The organism is Nibribacter ruber, from assembly GCF_009913235.1.
GTDB lineage: Bacteria > Bacteroidota > Bacteroidia > Cytophagales > Hymenobacteraceae > Nibribacter > Nibribacter ruber.
The window spans coordinates 1,581,151-1,600,608 of record NZ_CP047897.1 but is presented as its reverse complement, the minus strand read 5'-3'; the positions used below and the strand labels follow the sequence as shown (position 1 = coordinate 1,600,608).

Annotated in this window: 20 protein-coding genes; 9 read left to right on the top strand and 11 right to left on the bottom strand. The window is 52.1% G+C overall.

Annotated features, from left to right (window positions below; all coding sequences use genetic code 11):
* Nucleotides 1–62: 62 nt before the first annotated feature.
* The gene (locus GU926_RS06765; RefSeq protein WP_232058456.1) at nt 63–1,442 is read left to right on the top strand and encodes a M23 family metallopeptidase; all 1,380 of its coding nucleotides are present in this window, start codon (nt 63–65) and stop codon (nt 1,440–1,442) included.
* Nucleotides 1,443–1,590: 148 nt separating this feature from the next.
* On the top strand, nt 1,591–2,043 hold the full coding sequence (locus GU926_RS06760; protein WP_160690265.1) for a hypothetical protein: 453 nt from the start codon (nt 1,591–1,593) through the stop codon (nt 2,041–2,043).
* Nucleotides 2,044–2,094: 51 nt separating this feature from the next.
* On the opposite strand, the gene GU926_RS06755 is transcribed toward GU926_RS06760, so the two are convergent.
* From GU926_RS06755 to GU926_RS06720, 9 genes are all read right to left on the bottom strand, one after another.
* Nucleotides 2,095–2,772, bottom strand: a complete 678-nt coding sequence (locus GU926_RS06755) for a DUF6565 domain-containing protein (RefSeq protein WP_160690263.1) — start codon at nt 2,770–2,772, stop codon at nt 2,095–2,097.
* 80 nt (nt 2,773–2,852) lie between these two features.
* The gene (locus GU926_RS06750; RefSeq protein WP_160690261.1) at nt 2,853–3,467 is read right to left on the bottom strand and encodes a deoxynucleoside kinase; all 615 of its coding nucleotides are present in this window, start codon (nt 3,465–3,467) and stop codon (nt 2,853–2,855) included.
* Between the two features lie 160 nt (nt 3,468–3,627).
* Nucleotides 3,628–4,608: a zinc dependent phospholipase C family protein gene (locus GU926_RS06745; protein ID WP_160690259.1), complete on the bottom strand. Its 981-nt coding sequence runs from the start codon at nt 4,606–4,608 to the stop codon at nt 3,628–3,630.
* 68 nt (nt 4,609–4,676) lie between these two features.
* Nucleotides 4,677–5,195 (bottom strand): GNAT family N-acetyltransferase, encoded by a 519-nt coding sequence (locus GU926_RS06740; RefSeq protein ID WP_160690257.1) that lies wholly within the window; start codon nt 5,193–5,195, stop codon nt 4,677–4,679.
* A gap of 98 nt (nt 5,196–5,293) precedes the next feature.
* Nucleotides 5,294–5,428 (bottom strand): hypothetical protein, encoded by a 135-nt coding sequence (locus tag GU926_RS18575; protein WP_262886159.1) that lies wholly within the window; start codon nt 5,426–5,428, stop codon nt 5,294–5,296.
* A 180-nt stretch (nt 5,429–5,608) separates the two neighbouring features.
* On the bottom strand, nt 5,609–6,163 hold the full coding sequence (locus GU926_RS06735; protein WP_160690256.1) for a porin family protein: 555 nt from the start codon (nt 6,161–6,163) through the stop codon (nt 5,609–5,611).
* Nucleotides 6,164–6,261: 98 nt separating this feature from the next.
* Nucleotides 6,262–7,551, bottom strand: coding sequence for a metal-dependent hydrolase family protein (locus GU926_RS06730; protein ID WP_160690254.1), 1,290 nt, complete (start codon nt 7,549–7,551; stop codon nt 6,262–6,264).
* A gap of 198 nt (nt 7,552–7,749) precedes the next feature.
* Complete coding sequence (locus GU926_RS06725) at nt 7,750–9,216, bottom strand: APC family permease (RefSeq protein WP_160690252.1); 1,467 nt, start codon at nt 9,214–9,216, stop codon at nt 7,750–7,752.
* Between the two features lie 151 nt (nt 9,217–9,367).
* Nucleotides 9,368–9,589 (bottom strand): CDGSH iron-sulfur domain-containing protein, encoded by a 222-nt coding sequence (locus GU926_RS06720; protein WP_160690250.1) that lies wholly within the window; start codon nt 9,587–9,589, stop codon nt 9,368–9,370.
* A gap of 232 nt (nt 9,590–9,821) precedes the next feature.
* Here GU926_RS06720 and GU926_RS06715 point away from each other — a divergent pair, with 232 nt between their 5' ends.
* The 3 genes from GU926_RS06715 (at nt 9,822) to GU926_RS06705 (ending at nt 12,298) form a co-directional block, all read left to right on the top strand.
* A complete protein-coding gene (locus GU926_RS06715) occupies nt 9,822–10,133 on the top strand; it encodes a hypothetical protein (protein WP_160690248.1) in 312 nt (103 codons plus the stop codon).
* Between the two features lie 135 nt (nt 10,134–10,268).
* On the top strand, nt 10,269–11,114 hold the full coding sequence (locus GU926_RS06710; RefSeq protein WP_160690246.1) for an OmpA/MotB family protein: 846 nt from the start codon (nt 10,269–10,271) through the stop codon (nt 11,112–11,114).
* A 491-nt stretch (nt 11,115–11,605) separates the two neighbouring features.
* On the top strand, nt 11,606–12,298 hold the full coding sequence (locus tag GU926_RS06705) for a hypothetical protein (protein WP_160690244.1): 693 nt from the start codon (nt 11,606–11,608) through the stop codon (nt 12,296–12,298).
* A 91-nt stretch (nt 12,299–12,389) separates the two neighbouring features.
* Here GU926_RS06705 and GU926_RS06700 read toward each other — a convergent pair whose 3' ends face one another.
* Nucleotides 12,390–12,674 (bottom strand): hypothetical protein, encoded by a 285-nt coding sequence (locus tag GU926_RS06700; protein ID WP_160690242.1) that lies wholly within the window; start codon nt 12,672–12,674, stop codon nt 12,390–12,392.
* A 187-nt stretch (nt 12,675–12,861) separates the two neighbouring features.
* Between GU926_RS06700 and GU926_RS06695 the strand changes: the two genes are divergently transcribed.
* The 4 genes from GU926_RS06695 (at nt 12,862) to GU926_RS06685 (ending at nt 18,330) form a co-directional block, all read left to right on the top strand.
* Nucleotides 12,862–15,351: a PIG-L family deacetylase gene (locus GU926_RS06695; protein WP_160690240.1), complete on the top strand. Its 2,490-nt coding sequence runs from the start codon at nt 12,862–12,864 to the stop codon at nt 15,349–15,351.
* Nucleotides 15,352–15,897: 546 nt separating this feature from the next.
* Nucleotides 15,898–16,023, top strand: coding sequence for a hypothetical protein (locus tag GU926_RS18570; RefSeq protein ID WP_262886158.1), 126 nt, complete (start codon nt 15,898–15,900; stop codon nt 16,021–16,023).
* Nucleotides 16,020–17,723, top strand: coding sequence for a sodium:solute symporter (locus tag GU926_RS06690; protein ID WP_160690238.1), 1,704 nt, complete (start codon nt 16,020–16,022; stop codon nt 17,721–17,723). Before GU926_RS18570 ends, GU926_RS06690 begins: the two co-directional genes overlap by 4 nt.
* Nucleotides 17,724–17,742: 19 nt before the next feature.
* Complete coding sequence (locus GU926_RS06685) at nt 17,743–18,330, top strand: nitroreductase family protein (RefSeq protein ID WP_160690236.1); 588 nt, start codon at nt 17,743–17,745, stop codon at nt 18,328–18,330.
* A gap of 94 nt (nt 18,331–18,424) precedes the next feature.
* Here GU926_RS06685 and GU926_RS06680 read toward each other — a convergent pair whose 3' ends face one another.
* The gene (locus GU926_RS06680) at nt 18,425–19,300 is read right to left on the bottom strand and encodes a DUF2911 domain-containing protein (RefSeq protein WP_160690234.1); all 876 of its coding nucleotides are present in this window, start codon (nt 19,298–19,300) and stop codon (nt 18,425–18,427) included.
* Nucleotides 19,301–19,458 lie beyond the last annotated feature (158 nt).

Here is a 19,458-nt window from a genome sequence, read left to right as displayed (position 1 = left end):
CATTTTACCCGTTACCCGCGTTATAGTATGCCCGGGTAGCGGGTATTTTTTTGAATCTGCGTATGAACCTTCCCCAGTATTTCAGCAAGCACTCCCGGTTAATTTGTGGGTTAGTCTTTTTTGTCTGCCTACAGGCATGTAGTCCGCAGAACACGCTGCGCGGCGTGTTCAAGAAACAGACACCCTATGAGAAATACCAGAAAGGTCTGGAAGAGGCCAAGCTAGACCAAACCGCGCTGGGCCAGCAGTGGCTGGCCGCAGGAAAGAATGCCCTGCAAAAACCGGTGCCCGTCACGCTGCCTTTTAAAGAAACCGGCTACTTTCCGGCAGACAAGCCCATGGCGGCTGGTTACCAGTTTACCGTGCAGCAAGGGCAGAAGGTGGCTGTGAAGGTGCAAACCAAAGGTACGGCCGTGCCCCAGGTGTTCCTGGATCTTTTTGAAACCCGACCAGAGGAGCCCACGGCGCCCAAACAGGTGGCCAACGCAGACTCTACCGCGCAGGAATTGGAGTATGAAATTGAGGAGAGCGTAGCGCATGTGCTGCGGGTGCAGCCAGAACTGCTGCGCAGCGGTCAGTACACGGTGACCATTGAGGCGCAGCCAGTGCTGGCGTTTCCGGTGCAGGGCAAAGACGGGCGCGCCATCCAGAGTTTCTGGGGGCAGGACCGCGACGCTGGCGCTAGAAAACATGAAGGCATTGACATTTTTGCGCCCAGAAACACCCCTGTAATTGCCTCCACAGAAGGAGTGGTATCCAGGGTGAGTACTACGCCTATTGGCGGGAAGGTGGTTTGGTTGCAAGACCCCGGCCGCAACCAAAGCCTGTATTATGCGCATCTGGACAGCCAACTGGTGCAGCCCGGTCAGCGCGTTGCCATTGGCGACACTCTGGGCCTGATGGGCAACACGGGCAACGCCAAAACCACGGCCCCGCACCTGCACTTTGGGATTTATAAGTTTGGCCGAGGCGCCGTAGATCCCTTTCCCTATGTCTTCCAAAGCAAAGAGAAGCCGGCCCCGTTGAACGTGAGTGAGAAGCAGTTGGGCCAATGGACCCGGGTAGCCAAAGCCAAGGGCACGGTACGGCAGTCTCCAGACACCAAGGCCAGCATTGTGACTACGTTGGAAAAGAATACGCCCGTGCAGGTGGTGGCTGGCACTTCTGACTGGTACCGGGTGGTGTTGGCCAATGGGCAACAGGGCTTCATGGCTTCCTCTTTGGTAGAACCCCTGGACAAGCCGCTGCAAACCGTAAGGCTGCGCCAGACGGCCTCGCTCCTGGAAACGTCCCATGCGCAGGCCGCCGCCAAACGCACCCTTCCGGCAGATACCAGCGTGCAGGTCTTAGCCAGAATGGAAGACTTCTGGCTGGTGCGTGTGGCCGGTGGCACCACTGGTTGGCTGGAGGCCCCAAACACCCCATCCAGCCCTGGCCGGTAGTCAATAGATAGGAAAATACGTATATGTACTTAATTTAATTAAGTATTTGTACCAACATTCGGGTGTAAGGCTGCGTACATTTCAGAGTCCTCTTTCCAGACGCCTCTTTCCCGCTTGACCTATTATTCATGTTAGACCCAGTGCGTATATGGAATCTACCTGGCACCTTTCCCATGCCCATGCCCACGTCTCTATTTTCTATGACCAGGCAAAAGAAGTTGTCTTGGTAAAATGGAAAGGACACATAAACGCCGAAGACGTGCTTCTGGCCGCCAAGGCCTATCTGGCCCTGCAGGAGAAGTGGAAGTGCCCCCGTCTTCTCAATGACAAAAGCGAAGTAACCGGAGACTGGGAAGAAGCCAACAACTGGCTGGAGTATGAGTGGCTCCCTGATGCGGTGCGTCTGGGCATGCGCAAGTTTGCCCATGTGCTTTCTCCTAACTTTCAGCAGGTGGTCTCGGCCAAAGACATGATCGCCCGGTTTGCCCAGCATTGTGAGGCCTCCATGTTCTGGGATCCTGCATTAGCGGAAGAATGGCTCTGCCGACCGCTGCTTTCCCCACCCCAACCTTCTTCTGAGGACGCGGAGCAAGCCAGCTAGGTCGTTTTTGGCCTGTTTTTCAGAAAATAAGCCAAAAACGACCTTTCTGCCTTACCTGTCCTTTAACTGTTGATGAAGGTCTGTGATGTCTTTCTTGGCTTCCAAGGCCAGGTATTCTGCCTGCAGGCCTTTTATGCGCAGGCGGTCTGCGGGGCTCAAATTATCTTCCAGGGGATCTTTCTTTTCATTGAGCTGGCGGTAGACCGCGTCTACGTAGTCCCAGTCTGATGCCGTCCAGTTGCCGCGGTGCTGGCGCACATTTCTGATGAAGATTTCATACTTGTCGCGTACTTTGGTAGGTGCCCAGGTACTGTCCATGGCCGTCTTTGAGCCCATTAGTAATACCGTGATGCTGTCTAGTTTGCTAGCGCGCAAGGGCATCTGGCTGCGCTGGGTGGTATGCGACTGCCAGTTCTCAAACCGGCGCTTGAGCTCCTTGTATTCTTCCTTTGATTCTTCAGAAAGACTGTCCAGGTTGGCTTCTAAGGCCGCTGAGCGCTGCTTGAACTCCTCCTTGATCTCTGGGCCCTTGCGGTCTGCGGTGCTGTCCGCGTCATTGGCCTTGTCTTTGGCCCATTCTCTGAGCTCGGCTAGTTCCTGTTCGGCTTTGCTGCCGGCTCTATGGGCGTCTGCTTCTGCCTCTGAGGAGGTTTTGTTGCAACCTGTACTTGCAAGCAATAGTCCTGCGGCCAGCAGCGGCAGGAAGGGAAAAGAAAACCGGGATTTCATATGACCAATGTTTTTCTGGTACATACGCAATCCCGGCCCTGAAAGATAAAGGTTTTGCTATACTTGTGCGTGGCTACAGCCTAAAACAAGCCAAACAGCTCAATGTTGATGCGCTCAATGATGGTGCCCAGGTCTTCTGGGTTCTGCACGAAGTCCATGTTGTTGACGTCTACCACCAGCAGCTTGCCGTGCGTGTAGCCGCTGATCCACTGGTCATAGTGTTCGTTCAGGTTCTTGAGGTAAGACAGGGCTATGTTCTCTTCATAGTCGCGCCCGCGCTTCTGTATCTGGCCAATCAGTTTGGGCAAGTCGGCTTTGAGGTAGACCAAGAGGTCTGGGGCCTTCACCATCTTGGTCATGGACAGAAACAGGTTGAAGTAGTTCTGGTAGTCGCGCTCGCTCATCATGCCGGACTGGTGCAGGTTTTTGGCGAAGATGTACGCGTCCTCGTAGATGGTGCGGTCCTGTACCACGCCGTTGGTGCGCTCATTGATCTGCAGCACCTGGTTAAAGCGGCTGTTCAGGAAGAAGACCTGCAGGTGGAACGCCCAGCGCGGCATGTCGTCATAAAAATCTTTGAGGTAGGGATTGTCATCTACGGCTTCCAGAAAGACTTCCCATTGAAAGTGCTGGGCCAGCTTGGTGGCCAGCGTGGTTTTGCCGGCTCCTATGTTCCCGACGATGGCAATATGCATGATGTGGTTGGTGCTTAAAAAAGTGCGGATGACAAAAATAAGGGTTTCGGGCAGATTATCAGCAGGGAACCCGCGGTGGGTGCTAAAAAAACAGGAGGCGTTTTTGGGCTGTTTTCTCAGAAACAAGCCAAAAACGCCTCCTGTTTTACAAGGGAACGGCTTAGCGGCCTTTGGTGAGGAGCAAATCTTTTTTCTGGAGCTGTCCTTTTTTCCAGGCTTTCCTTTCCTGCTTGAATTGTTTGGCCTGGGCCTTGGTGTAAGGGGTAGCAAGCAGGTTCTTCAGGTTGGGCCGGCCGCCATCTACCCAGCAGGTGAACCAGAAGCTGGCCGTCATGTGGGCGGCGGCCTGCATGCGCTGTTCTACCATAGGTCCCAGGGCTTCTTGATAGGCTTTGGCAAAAGCGTCTGAGTAGTTTTTGCGGGTTCTACCGTTTCGTTCTGTAACCACAAACTTGGTCTGGTCTGTGAACTGCTTGGTTACTTGTTTCTCCAGGGCCAGCAGGTTGGGCAGTTCTTTGTGCGAGCCGCGCACCACTTCCCAGATGGCATGTTCTGGATTGGCCAGGTACTGGGCTTGTTTGTGCTTGAGGGAATAGCCTGGCAGATTCTGCTCCGGCAGTTTAGACTCCCAAAGGCTGTGCAGGCCGTGCTGGTCTGTTAACTGGCCGTCATAGTTCAAGGTGGTATGCAACGGAACGTGCGCGTCTTGGATGTAATGGCCCAGATCTGCCGAGTAGAACAAGATACTGTCCACGCTTTTCTGCTGGAAGGCACGGGTAAGGCGCTGCTGCATGACCACCACGTGCCACGGCACCAGACCATACTTGGTGAGAGTGTCTACCGGATATTTGGCAGAGGCGGCGGCCCAACTCTCTGGCATTTCATTCACGGCGTTAGGTCCAAAATAATCCACGTCAATGAAATGGCGGACGGCCTCAGCAGAGTCTGTGTTTCTACGCTCATCTGGACGCACGGCAGCATCTACCAGATACTTCATATGTCTATGGTAAAATGCCTGCATGTCTTTAGGCAGGGCGTACACAGAAAGTTGCTGAATGACTTTATGGCCATAGAAACCCCAGCCCATGCTCATGGCAGAACAGGCAAGAATCAGACTGAGGGTGAAGAGGATCTTTCGCATAAAAACAGGTAAAACGAAGTGGAGGGTGCATTCAAGTAATAGAGTAACCTCAAACGCACGAGCAAGGACTAAACCGTGAGCGGCAAGCGCAGGATGTGGTCATTTAAGGTGTAAGGCCCCAGCGGAATGTCCAGGGTTTGATGGATATGGAACCCGTGTTTCAGGTAGAATTGGAGCGCTGGGTTCTGACGGTGCACGTTCAGGTCCAGGGCGGTAGCGCCCAACGGTTGAATGCGGCGCACAATTTCCTGCAGCAGCAGCTTCCCGAAGCCTTTGCCTTGCTGCCCGGGGTGGATGTAGAGCTTGTTCAGCTTGTACACCTTTTCTTCTGGGTAAAGCAGTGAGTAGGAGGCAAAAGCCGCTGGTTCTCCCTGGTTTTTTACCAACAAAAAGGTCTGTCCTTCTTCCATTTGCTGTTGCAATGAGGCCGGCGTGTAGAACATGTCCAGCATGTACTGGATTTGGTCTGGGGCCAGAATGTCTTTGTAGGTAGGCTGCCAGGTCTGGTGCGCCAGATGATGAATGGCCAGCGTGTCTGTGGTTTCTTCTAGCGTTACGCCTTGCGCATGCAAAGTAGGGGAAGCCATAGGATTGGAGAAAATAGGTAAGCCTGACATACGAAATATAAAAACACCCGCAAGGTACCGCTTAAACGGCAGAAATTCACGCAGCCATCTTATCCACTTTACGCCAGCCAGGATTTTTGACCAGAAGACTGGCTCACCTGAATGAGAAAGAAATAGACTCCTTCAAGTGTGATTTTGCGGGCACCCGAGATAGGATGAATCTTCGGGCAAACTACTTCTGATGCTATAGTCAAATTGAAGGCTTTAGGTTAAACTGGTAATATGATTAAAATCAATCGGGCTGAAATTCAAACAATCAGAGTCAGTGAATGCGTTAGGAAAAAAGCTTTACCAACGGTTCAACTGAAAAACTTAGGCATAAAAAAAGCCCCGATCGTTTTTCGGGGCTTTTGAGGAAAACAGGCAAAAAACGCTTACATCTTTACGCCCACAGATAACTGGAACACGTTGTTGGGATAAGACTCTCCTTTAATGTTGCCGTCTGCAATGTCAGATAAGCCCAGGTTGTACCTAGCCGATACTTGTAAGCGGGAAAGGTCATAGCCCAAGCCTAAGGCAACGGCGCCGTCATATTTGTTTAGATTGTCAGAGATGTCATAGGTGGTGTTGCCTACTTTCTGCTTGGCATCCAGAAGAATCCCAAACTGCGGTCCTACCTGTAAATGAAAGCCGCCAGAGATGGTGCCTTTGAAAATCAAGGGAATGTTGAGGTAGTGGAGCGTGAACGTGCTCTTGCCAGACTTGTACCCCTGCTGAGAATATAAGACCTCCGGCTGAATGGCAAACCGGTCTGAAATGGGAGCGGTGGCAAAGAAGCCGGCATGTACGCCCGTACGCGGATCTGTATTTTTAGCGTCGCCGCCAATGTTGGCCACGTTCAACCCTACTTTAATACCAAAGTTGGTCTGCGCCTGGGCGCCCACTACGCTTATAAGGGCGAAAGCGCCCAAGAGGATCATTCTTTTCATGTTTTATTACGCTAATAAGAGGGCAAAGATAAGGGAATTGACCCTATCTCATTCCGCTTTTTTCTTGGATTTTTTAGGGGAACTAACTTGGTGTCAGGCTACTGCTTGTACACTTTTCCGTCTTTCATGACAAAGGACACCTGCTGCAGCGTTTTGATGTCCTGTAAAGGATCACCGTCTACGGCAATAAGGTCGGCTAGCTTGCCTTTCTGTACAGAGCCCAATTTGTCTGAGGCGCCCACCAGTTCAGCGGCGTGTAGGGTAGCTGCTTTGATGGCTTCCATGGCGGGCATGCCGGCCTCTACCATGTACTCAAACTCCTTGGCGTTCTTGCCGTGCTTGAAGACTCCGGCGTCCGTCCCGAAGGCGATTTTCACCCCAGCCTTATAAGCTTTGGCAAACGTGCCCTGCAACTGCGGACCAATGGCTAAGGCTTTGGGCGTGACCAGCGGCGGGTAATAGTTAGGAATCTTAGCCGAATCTGCCACAGATTTACCCGCAGTGAGGGTGGGTACGTACCAAGTGCCGTTCTTCTTCATGAGTTTCATGGTTTCCTCGTCCATGAGGGTGCCGTGCTCAATGGAGGTCACCCCGGCCCGGATGGCGCGTTTCATGCCTTCGGCGCCGTGGGCGTGCACGGCCACTTTCATACCCAGGTCATGGGCGGTTTCTACAATGGCTCTTATTTCTTCTTCAGAGTACTGCGGGCCTGATCCGTCTTTGGCCACGCTCAACACGCCGCCGGTGGCAGCAATCTTGATCAAGTCAGCCCCGTTTTTGTACTGCTGGCGTACGGCCTTCCGGCACTCGTCCACGCCGTTGGCTACGCCGTCTGCCGGCCCCGGGTCTCCCATTAGTTGGTCATTGTAGCCGTTGGTAGGGTCCATGTGTCCGCCGGTGCCCGAAATGGCCTTGCCCACCACAAACATTCTGGGGCCGCGCATGAGGCCCTGGTTGATGGCGTTGCGCAATTGGATGTTGATACCGCTGCCGCCCAAATCCCGCACGGTGGTAAAGCCGGCCATGAGCGTTCTTTCTGCGTAATTTCCCGCCCTGAACGCCATGGTGCCTTGGTTTAAAGACAGTTTCTCTGCGTAGGCGTTGGGACTGGTTTCGCTCTCAAAGTGCACGTGCATGTCCATGAAGCCGGGAAGTACGGTCTTGTTCTTCAGGTCAATGACCTGGGCGCCGGCCTCTGGGGTAGCATAGCCTTTCTCCACGGCCAGAATCTGATTGCCGCTTACAATCACGGTCATCTCCGTTTGGGCTTTGTCTCCTATGCCGTCTATCAGTGTGCCGCAATGCAAATACGTTTTCTGGGCCAGGGTTTGGGAAGAAGTGAACGCAAGCAAAACCAGGGCGGCCACCGCGTAAAAGTGTTTCTTCATATAGAGGTTGTTTGTAGAGTAGGTTTGGAGTTTCTAAAATACTGAAAGTTTGATTGCCAGCGCTATACGGCCCTCAGGAAAGAAGGCAGCGTTGGTCTAGAAGGAGATAGTATAAAAGAACCGCCCTTCGTTTTTGGTCTGTTTTGTAGAAAACAAGCCAAAAACGAAGGGCGGTTCTTAAAATAGAAGGTAGCGGCGCTAGTCTGCTATCTTCTGGAATTTGTTCTTGAAGAAGTAGTACACCGGTATGCCCACGCCCACTAAAATCAAACCTGGCCAAGAATAGGCGGGCTTGTAAATGAGCAGGATGATGCAGATGAACGAGGCCATGGCAATGTACAAGGCCGGTAGCACCGGGTAACCGATGGCTTTGTACGGTCTTGGTGCGTCTGGCATGGTGCGGCGCAAAATAAAGATACCGGCAATGGTCAAGATGTAGAACAGCAGTACGGCAAAAATCACGTAATCCAACAGATCACCGTACTTACCCGACATGCACAGAATACAGGCCCACACGCACTGGAAGGTCAAGGCAACTCCGGGCACGGCATTCTTGTTCAGCTTGGCCATGTTGGTGAAGAACAGACCGTCTTTGGCCATGGTGTAGTATACGCGCGGGGCAGACAGAATAACCCCGTTGTTACAGCCAAACGTGGAGATCATGATCAAAACGGCAATGGCAATGGTAGCAGTGGAGCCGCCAATGACTTCGGCCACGGCGGTGGCTACGCGGTCATTGCTGGCAAACTGAATACCGCGGGCCATCACATCGGCGCCGGCTTTGTAACCTTCCAGCGGAAGAATGGTCAGGTACACCACGTTGATCAGAATATACAACAAGGTCACCACGGCGGTGCCTATGGCCATGCTCAACACGATGGTGCGCTTAGGGTTCACAATCTCGTCTCCAGAAAAGCCAATGTTGTTCCAGGCATCTGAGGAGAACAGCGACCCGATCATGGCCGTGCCAATGCCCACCATCAGGGCCCAACCCTGCAGCGGCGTCCGGAAGGGCGTTCCAGACACCGGTTCTGTAGACACGGTCTGCGCATTCCACATGTCTGTGAAGTTGAGCTCCATTACCTCGGCGTTGGTGCCCAGCAGCAAACCAAATCCAATCAAGGCAAACAAGGCAATGATTTTGGTAGAGCCGAAGATGTTCTGGATGAACTTCCCGTTTCTTACGCCCTGCTGGTTGACCAACGTGAGCAGAATGATGGAGGAAATGGCCAGCAACTGCACCGTGGTGAGTTTCAGGAAACCCAGGTCTAGCAGAATATGGTCTTCAGAGAACCAAGGTACCAGCACGCCCGTGAATTTGGCAAAAGCCACGGCCACGGCGGCAATGGTTCCGCTCTGGATGACCAGAAACAGGGTCCAGCCATATAAAAATGCCACCATGGGACCATATGATTCCCGCAGGTACACATACTGCCCGCCGGCGCGTGGCATGAGGCTGGTGAGTTCTCCGTAGCTGAGGGCCCCGGCCAATGTCATGAGGCCCGTAAGCGCCCACACCAGCAGCAAGTACCCCGGACTGCCCACGCTGCGGGCAATGTCTGCGCTCACAATGAAAATACCAGACCCAATCATGGACCCTGCCACCAGCATGACGGCATCAAACAGCTTTATTTCGCGCTTAAACCCTGTAGAAGTTTCAGACATACACTTTTGTGTAATTAGAAATTACGAATTAGAAATTAGAAATGGGGAGGAGTGATCAGTGATCGGAAATGAACAGAGGCCAACAATCAACAATTGACAATCAACAATTTTGACTCAAGACTCAGAACTCGCGACTCAAGACTCAAAAAAGCTATACTTTCCTTGGTGGCAGGTCAAAAGCCACGGCGTTGTGCTCAAAGTGACCACGGTGGGCACCGTCGCAGAAGGGTTTGTTGTTGGAAAGACCGCAGCGGCAGAACGACACCACCTCGCGGCCCTGCAGGTTGTACTCGTTGCCCTGGGCGTCTACTACTATAAAATCGCCTTCTACTTTGAGAGAGCCGTTGCTGTTCACGGTGATTTTTGTTTTCATGGTGTTTTAAGAAAAAGAGGCTAAAATCGATGACTGGTTAGAAAGCGTGTCTGTCCATTTATAGGCCCAATGGGCGGTAAGCGGATTTGACAGGTTCCAAAGATAGTCTTTTTGACCAAAGCGCAGGCGTCTCAAACTTTTTTCCTGACCGCCAGAATTTAGATAATTACATAAAATTGGTTTACTTTTTGAGATAAGTACGTATAGTACATCTACTTAAATTTTTGGACCTATGAAGACTTGCGCCCTGCAGATAGAGAGATTGAAGGTCATTGCTGACCAGTTAGAGCAGTTGAGACAAACAGAACAGGCCAACGCCCAACAATTAGCTGCCTATATAGCAGATGCCCGCATCTACCTGCATGAGATTTCTATGCGGTGCAAAACCAAACAGCTTAGGTTGGTAGAAACCACCGCTGATCAATTGGAACAGTTGCGCAAAGAACCCGCAGAGCTGGAAAGCATGGATGGTATTCACCTAGCCGTGCAGACCATTCAGGAGTTTTTGGAGCAGACAGATCTGGTGACTTCTTCCTCAGAATAAACCTGGCCAGGGAAGGAGGTAAGGGCACAAGGTAAGCCGAGTTCAGTTAAGGTTTTAACTTCTGCCTACTTCCTTGCGTAAGGGTACTATCGCAAGTATTGCGTCTTTTACGGATAATTGACAAGTACCCAACCTATGAAAAAATCATTGCTATCTACGGCTCTACCTGCGCTGCTGGCCCTGGGCCTTATGAGTTCCTGCGTCTCTACCAAGAAATATGAAGCCGCTCTGGCAGAAAACCGCTCTCTGGTAGTCTTACAGGATGAACTGAACCGCCAGAAGCTGGAACTGGAAAGCGAGCGCGCCAAGCTGCGCGAAGACCGCGACCGCCTCACCCAGGAAAAAGAAGACTTGGCCAAAGAAAAAGCCTCTACAGAAGCCTCTCTTCGCACCAACCTCAACAATAAAAGCGAACAGGTCAACCAACTCACCACAGACCTACAGGCCCGCGAGGCCCGCCTCAAAGAGATGGAACGCATCTTGGCAGAGAAGGACCGCGCGGTGAACAACCTGCGCAAGACCGTAGGCGATGCCCTGCTAGGTTTCAAAGCCTCTGACCTGACCATTGACGTGCGCAACGGCAAAGTATATGTGTCTTTGTCTAACCAACTGCTGTTCAAATCTGGTAGTACCAAAGTAGATGCCAAAGGGCAGGAAGCGTTGAAGAAACTGGCCAGCGTGTTGCAGAACCAGCCAGACGTGAACGTGGTGGTGGAAGGCCACACAGATGACGTTCCCATTGCCAAGGGCACGGCCGGTATGCAAGACAACTGGGACCTGAGCGTCCTGCGCGCCACTGAAATCACGCGCATTCTCACAGATGCCGGCGTGTCTCCTCAGCGCGTAACCCCGTCGGGTCGTTCTAAATACGTACCCGTAGACCCATCCACCTCGGCAGAAGCCCGCCAAAAGAACCGCCGCACCGAAATCATCCTCACGCCTAAGTTGGACGAACTCTTCCAAATCCTGGAGCAGAACTAAACAACCCAAAGCGTTGCAGCCCTGATTTCAGAGTATATAGTAGCGGGTCTTTTAAGATTGAGCTGAGAATATTTTAAGAGTCCCTGTCAGGAAAAGTTGGCAGGGACTCTTCGTTTTTGTCCTGTTTTCTGGAAAATAAGCCAAAAACGAAAATTGCGCGTAGCTTTTGCCTGTATATCTGGCCTACAAGGTCCTTTCAGGAGGACAGAGGGAGGGAGACGCATCTACTATAACTCGTAACCATGCCCAGTTCTTCATTCATAATTAATTCGCCATCCATTACTGATAACGCACTGTGCATGAATCTTCTTCACGCGTCATTAGCCACTATTCACAATTTGCAAATCACTTCTAACTGATTACTGGTAATTAATCACTATTCACTAATCATTATTCCTTAAAAAAGCCTTGGCGTTGTTTTTGCAGGTGGGTTTTTAGAAATATGTATATTTGAGATGCACAAGCGTACCCTAGCTATGAAAAAGCCGAAAATGATTTGGAGAACCCTGGGATTGGCTGTGGCCTTGACCAGCGGCGCCCAATTGACCGCTCTGGCCCAGGAAGTGAAGAATGAAACCACTCAGGAGGTGAAAAAGGAGCCAGTTCAGGAGTCTGCCGTGGAACAGGACCTGAGACAGCTGAAGGATTGGATGCGCCTCCAGAATGATAAGGTAGCCACCACCACCCGCGCCGAATGGCCCAGCATTAAAAGCGATTTTGCCCGGCACTCTGACAAGATTGAAAGCGGCTTCCAAAGTTTGTCTGAAGAGTCCAAGCGCGATTTCCTGGATTTGAAAGCCACCTTCCAGGAGATGGAGAACCGTCCGGCCTATGATGAGATTCCCTTGCAGGCCGAGGAAGTGCGCCGCCGGGAGAAAGAGCTCTTGGGCAAGTTCAGCAACGTGCAAACCATCAAGGCGGTGCAAATGCGGGAAGCCTACATTGTATTCTTGCAGAGCGTGCGAGCCAAGCGCCAAACCTGGATTCCGCGGGACTGGGACTATGCCGAGTACATTCTACAGAACCTGGGCAAACGCAAAGCAACCGTAGAAAGCCAGCTGACTACTTTGGATGAGATAAAAATCAGGTCCTTGATAGGCGAGTTCTACACGTGGCGCGGCGGTCAGGAATTTAAAGAGAAACAAAAGGCCAGAAGCACCGCCAAACCGGCTCAGAAAAAATAAGGACTATCATTAGAAATATGCACAACGCCCGTTTTTGGTCTGTTTTCTAGAAAACAGACCAAAAACGGGCGTTGTGGTTTTAAGCGGCTTTCTATTGCGCAGAGTCTTTACCTACCACCACGTTTTGGGTGGTGGAGGAATTAGAAGTATTGGCCTCGCCGCGGGTCTGGGAGTTGCCTACGTTCTGCTGGGTTTTCTCAGTGGCTGCCGCGCCAGTGGTGTCATTGGACGTGGTAGGCGTGGAGCCAGACATGTTGCCGTCCATTTGCTCAGCGTCCTGGGTGGCGTTGGTGGTGTTTCCGCCGGTGTTGGCGTCACAAGAGGCAACCAGGCCGGTAGCACCCGCCAGAAGCAAAGTCACAAGTATCTTTTTCATAGAAGTATGGTTTAACGTGCTGTTTCAAGTTCTCTTAACTAGAGAAGGCGGTAAAAAGTTATGAGCGGCCCGGCGTGGGCCATCGCCTGCCATTCTCCGTGTGGCGAATGATATAAAATTGAATAGCTTTACCGTTACAAAGCAGAGTGCGGCAACGGGAAGCCGCCTCTCCATTCCTTGTTTGCTCATGATCTCTCTTCGTGCATTAGTTGGCGTCTGGTTAGCGGTAGTGGTTCTCTCAACTCCGGCTGCGCAGGCCCAGGCTCCCAAGAAACCCAACGCCGCAGACATCCGGCTGGGCTTGGAAAAACTGAACGTGGTGGGCAGCGTGCTCTACATGGCCGCCCACCCCGACGATGAAAACACCCGTCTCATTGCCTATCTGGCCAATGAGCGCAAGCTGCGCACCGGCTACCTGTCTCTTACCCGCGGCGATGGCGGTCAGAACCTCATTGGGCCGGAAATTAGGGAGGAGTTGGGCATCATCAGGACGCAGGAATTGTTGCAGGCCCGCCGCACCGACGGTGGGGAGCAGTTCTTCACCCGCGCCAATGACTTCGGGTTTTCCAAGAATCCGGCAGAGACCTTTACCATCTGGAACCGTGAGCAGGTGCTGGCAGACGCCGTGTGGGTAATCAGAAAATTCAGGCCAGATGTGATTGTGACTCGGTTCTCGCCAGAGCCTGGCAACACGCACGGTCATCACACGGCATCGGCTATGATTGCCCTGGAGGCCTTCACTGCCGCCGCTGATCCCAAGCGTTTTCCGGAGCAACTCAAAACCGTGGAGCCATGGCAGGTGAAGCGCGTCTATTGGAACACCTCCAGCTTTTTCTATGGGCAGGGCCAGAAGTTTGACGAAAGCAATAAGCTAAAACTGGAAACCGGCGTGTACAACCCTTTGCTGGGCAAATCTTACAATGAGGTGGCCGCTGAAAGCCGCAGCATGCACAAAAGCCAGGGCTTTGGCAGCAGCGGAAGCAGAGGCGAAGCCCTTGAATATTTTGAGTTCCTCAAAGGCGAACCTGCCAAAACCGATTTGCTGGAAGGCGTGAACACTACCTGGAGCCGCGTGAAAGGCGGTGAAGCCGTGGGTCAACTGGTGCAAGACGCACTGAAAAACTACTCTGTCACCAATCCAGCCGCAATAGTGCCCACGCTTCTCAAGATAAACACCGCCTTAAGCAACCTGCCGGCCACTCCCTGGAAAGAAGTGAAACAACAGGAATTGAACCAGCTGGTTAAGGCTTGTCTTGGGTTGTACCTGGAGGCTTCGGCCAGAGAATACGCCGCCGTGCCCGGTGAGCAGGTGAACGTGCAGGTAGAATCCGTGAACCGTTCTGCCGTTCCCGTGGTCCTCACCAAAGTAGAATACCTGTTCGGGCAAAAGGATACCACCTTGCAACAAACATTGACTGCCGGAAATCCTTGGTTCTCCAAAACCAATGTGGTTCTTCCGGCCACAGTGCCTTATTCTCAGCCATACTGGTTGCGAAAACCGGGCACTACCGGCATGTTCAAGGTAGAAGACGCCTCCCTGATTGGCCTACCCGAAAACCCACCAGCCGCCCAGGTGAGAATTCATGTAACGGTGCAAGGCCAGCCCCTTGCCTTTACCGTTCCGCTGGTGTTCAAACGCACAGATCCGGTAGAAGGAGAGCAGTACCGCCCGTTTGAGATCACGCCACCAGTTTTTGTCAACCTTACAGAGAAAGTATACGTGTTTGCCGATGCCGCTTCTAAGCCAGTGACCGTGAAAGTTCGCGCCGGCGAGCCGAACGTAGCAGGCCAGGTGACCTTGAAACTGCCCCAAGGCTGGCGTGCCACGCCAGCCTCTTTCCCCGTGAAACTTAGCCAGAAAGGCGAGGAGCAGCAGTTTACGTTCCAGGTGTTTCCGGGAGAGGCTCAGACGGAGAGTACCATTGGCGCTCACGTGTCCATGAACGGAAAATCATACGCTCAAGGCCTCAAATCCATTGAATACAACCACATTCCTACCCAGACCCTGTTCCCCGAAGCCGTTTCTAAAGCCGTAAAACTGGACTTGAAGCGCAAGGGACAACGCATTGGCTACCTCATGGGCGCCGGCGACGAGGTGCCCGCCAGCCTGCAACAGATTGGCTACACCGTAGATTTACTACGCGTGGAGGATTTGTCTGCGACCAACCTGCAAAAATATGATGCCGTGGTGACTGGTGTACGGGCCTATAACACCCTGGATCGGCTTAAATTTCAGCAACCGCAGTTGCTGGAGTACGTGCGCCAGGGCGGAACCCTGGTAGTACAATACAACGTGAGCAACGGCTTGGTCACTAACCAACTGGGCCCTTACAGCCTCAAGCTGTCACAGGACCGCGTGACGGTAGAAGACGCGCCCGTCAAATTCCTGAAGCCCAATCACCCTGTCTTGAACACGCCCAATAAAATCTCCGAGAAGGATTTTGCTGGCTGGGTGCAGGAACGCGGCTTGTATTTTCCTAACCAATGGGCCCCCGAGTATGAAACCGTCATCTCCAGCAATGACCCCGGCGAGAGCGCCAAAGAAAGTGGCTTGCTGGTGGCCAAATACGGCAAAGGGCATTTTGCGTACACGGGATATTCGTTCTTCAGGGAGCTCCCCGCCGGCGTGCCCGGCGCCTACAGATTGTTTGTGAACCTGCTGTCTTTGGGAAACTAATAGAATCTGGAATCAGGAATTTTAGGGCGGTGGCTTCACTCTTCCTCACATTTGTCATCCTGACGGTGGGACATGCCGGGCTTGTGCCGGGAGAACTTGTGGGAAAGCTTAATGGGCCGCAGCTAAGAGTAACCTTCGTTTTTGGTCTATTTCCCGGAAAACAGGCCAAAAATGAAGCTGTTTAGACACAGCGCTTTTTGGCAATAAGAGATTTTAAAAAGTGAGTAAAGGATATAGGCACAAGAAAAAATAGGAAGCATGGCGCAAGCGTCTGCTTGTGTCCGCGGGCATACTAGATTTTCCAGGCGTCCAGATGGTGAGTCTGCAAAAGACACTGGCAAGTTTGAAAACTCGCCCTAATATCACCTGCAAGTTGCCGCTTCGCTTAAACTTGCAGGAGTGGTAAAAAGGGCAATACACATTGAAGTCGTTTTTAGCCTGTTTTCCGGAAAATAGACCAAAAACGGAAGAAGGGGATGGAGTAGATTTGCAATCCTCTTATCCTTGAAAACAACAATCAGCAATCAACAACCAACAATCAAGAAAATGACCAAAGGAGATATTGACCCGCCGCCGTTTTTCAAGACCTGGAAAGGCATGTATTGGCTGGTGCTGGGCGTGTTGGCGTTTTTGATTGTGCTGTTCTACTTTATGACGGAGGCCTACGCATGAGTTACCTGGACTGGGCCGTGCTGGTGGGCACCATTGCGTTCATTGTCTTGTACGGCGTCTGGAAAACCCGCAAGACCCGTGACATGTCCACGTTTCTGAAGGCGGATAACACCGAGCGTTGGTGGATGATGGGCCTTTCTATCATGGCCACGCAGGCCAGCGCCATCACGTTTCTCTCTACGCCGGGGCAGGCCTTTGAGGACGGGATGCGGTTCATTCAGTTCTACTTCGGGTTGCCGCTGGCCATGGTGGTCTTGTCTGCCACGGCCATTCCCATCTATTACCGCTTAAAAGTCTACACGGCGTATGAGTACCTGGAAGGACGCTTTGACCTGAAGACCCGTTCTTTGGCGGCGTTTCTGTTTCTGTTGCAGCGCGGTCTTTCTACGGGCATCACCATTTATGCCCCGGCCATTATCCTGTCGGCTATTTTGGGTTGGAACCTGACTTACACCATTCTGTTCATTGGCGTGATTGTGACGTTTTACACGGTGGTGGGCGGCTCTAAGGCGGTAAGCCAGACGCAACGCTTGCAAATGACCGTGATGCTGGGCGGTATGCTGGTGGCGGCGGTTGTAGTGGTGCGTTTGTTGCCGGACCAGGTGGGTTTCTCTGATGCTCTGGTAGTGGCGGGCAAGATGGGTAAGATGAACCTGGTGGACCTGAGCTTTAACCCCAATGACCGCTACAATCTGTGGTCTGGTTTGATTGGCGGCTTCTTTCTGGCGCTCTCGTACTTTGGGACGGACCAGTCGCAGGTGGGACGTTATTTAGGCGGCGAGACCATCGCTCAAAGCCGCTTGGGCCTGCTCATGAACGGCCTGGTGAAAGTGCCCATGCAGTTCTTGATTCTGATGGTGGGCGTGATGGTGTTTGTCTTTTATCAGTTTTACCAACCGCCGCTGTACTTCAATCAACAGCAGGTGGCTAAAGTAGAAGCCTCTGCGCAGGCCGGGGAATGGCAAAAGTTAGAAGCCCAGAACACCGCCGCTTTTAACCAGAAGCGCGAGGCGGCCCTGGCCATGGTGACCGCCCATCAGGCCAATGATGCGCAAGGCGTAGAACAGGCTGCCCAGCAAGCTCAAACCGCCGAGGAAACCCGCAAAGCGCTTCGGAAAGACGCCCAGGCCTTGGTAAACCGGCAGAACGTGGGCGTGGAATTGAAAGACACGGACTATGTGTTTCTGACCTTTGTGACGCAGCAATTGCCCCAGGGCTTGATTGGATTGTTGTTGGCGGTGGTGTTGTGCGCGGCCATGGGCAGCACGGCCTCGGCGTTCAGTTCTCTGGCTTCTACCACGGTAGTAGACGTGTACAAGCGGTCCATTGTGAAGAATGCCTCAGATGAACATTACGTGAGCGCCTCCCGGTGGCTGACCATTGGCTGGGGTGCCATTTCCATTCTGTTTGCCTTGTTTGCCTCACAGTTGGAGAATTTGATTCAGGCGGTGAACATATTGGGTTCGCTTTTTTACGGTACCATTCTTGGCGTCTTTCTGGCGGCGTTTTACTGTAAGTCTTTGCGGGGCAACGCGGTTTTTTGGGCAGCGGTTATTACTCAATTAATCATCTTTACGCTCTACTATACAACTTCCATCGCCTACCTCTGGTACAACCTCATAGGCTGTGGCTTGGTCATCAGCATTGCGTATCTGTTGCAGCCTCTTTTGCCGAAACAAGACACCTTGATTGGCGAGTAGAAACCTTTAATGCCATCGCATGAATCCTAGTTTTCAGACGTTACAAGAAATCATCCAAGGCCGGAGAACGACCAAGCCGCCCAAAATGAACGGTCGTTTCATCCCTGATGAACAGATTCATGCTATTTTGGACCTGGCAGATTGGGCACCCACGCACGGGCACACAGAGCCCTGGCGGTTTGTAGTCTATGCCAGAGAGAAAGTGCAGGAGTTTTGTCAATCCCACGCGGAGTTGTATAAGACGCACACCCCAGCAGATAGCTTTAAGGATACCACCTATGAAAAGCTATTGCACATGGGAAATAGGGCCTCGCATGTGATAGTAGCCTACATGCACCGCGGCGATTTGCCCAAGATACCGGCGTTAGAGGAAATTGCGGCCACCTCCTGCGCCATCCAGAACCTGCTCTTAGGTGCTACGGCGCTGGGCATAGCCACTTATTGGGGTTCTGGAGGAATGGCCTATAAGCCAGCCATGAAAGAGTTTCTGCACCTGCGGGAAGAGGACACCGTTCTAGGAGTTTTGTACTTAGGATATGCAGAGGGACCGGTGCTGAGCGCCGGCAAGCGGGTGGTTCCCTTAGCGGAAAAAGTGCGTTGGATGTAATTTTCCTCTTTTCACCCTATACAACGAAGCCCCGCCAGATCATTCTGACGGGGCTTCGTTTTTGGCTTGTTTTGGCCAAAAGCGGCCAAAAACGCTATTTGTTTTTGATTTCGGCTAGGAGCTTCTCATTCATGGCCACGTAGTCTGCGTTCTTAGCCTGCTTAGACAGTTCCAAAGACTTTTCAGCCGATGCTTTGGCACCTTTGTAGTCCTTCAGCTTCAGCTGCATCTTGGCTTGGTAGTGCATGTTGTAGAACAACGGGTCTTTTTCATTGGCTTTCTTCATCCAGGCAAGCGCCTGCTTCAGGTCCTTGTTGGTCTCTGAGTAGTAGTTGGCGGCGGCGGCATACATGGCGGGTTTTACGTCTGTGCCGTTGATCACCTTCTCCTGAATCTGGGCCATTACCTTGGCGTCTACGTCTGTGGTGATTTTAACTGGTATTAGCGTTTTGTCCCACATGATTTGCAGGGTAGCGCCGTTGTTGGTGAGGTCATTGAAACCAATGGTGAAGGTCTCTACTTTGTCATCCAGGTCTTTGGCGTTCACTTTAAAACGCACCAGGTCTTCTTCCTGCTTGTATTCCTCGCCACCGTCTCCCCAGTGTTTCAGGTTTTTATGAATGATGACGGTCCATTCTTTCTCACCAGGGATGGTATACAAGGCATATTGACCGGCCGGCACTTTGTTGCCTTCCAACATGACGTCTTCAGAGAAGGTGATCTTAGTGGATGCATTGGCTCCCGTTCTCCAAAGCTTGCCATTAAAGGGAACTATGTCGCCCATTATTTTGCGGCCTTTCATGCTGGGTCTGGAGTACTCAACGGTCACCTCTCCCAAGCCAACCGCTTGTTTTACCGTAGCGGCCGGGCTGGCAGCGGGCATTTTAATCTGGGCAGAGGATTGGGTGCTTACCAGAAACATGGCCAGGGCGCAAACCAACGTGCAGGCTAATTGAATGTGCTTTTTCATATGTCTTATAGTTATGGTACTTATGGGTGTAAAACTAGTCAAAAACGCGGTGAAAACTAAAACGACAAACCCGCTCAGATCATCTTTTGCATCTTTCACTTTAATCATTAAATTACGGTTAAATAGAATATTAATAAGGAAAATATGTGAAAAAATTA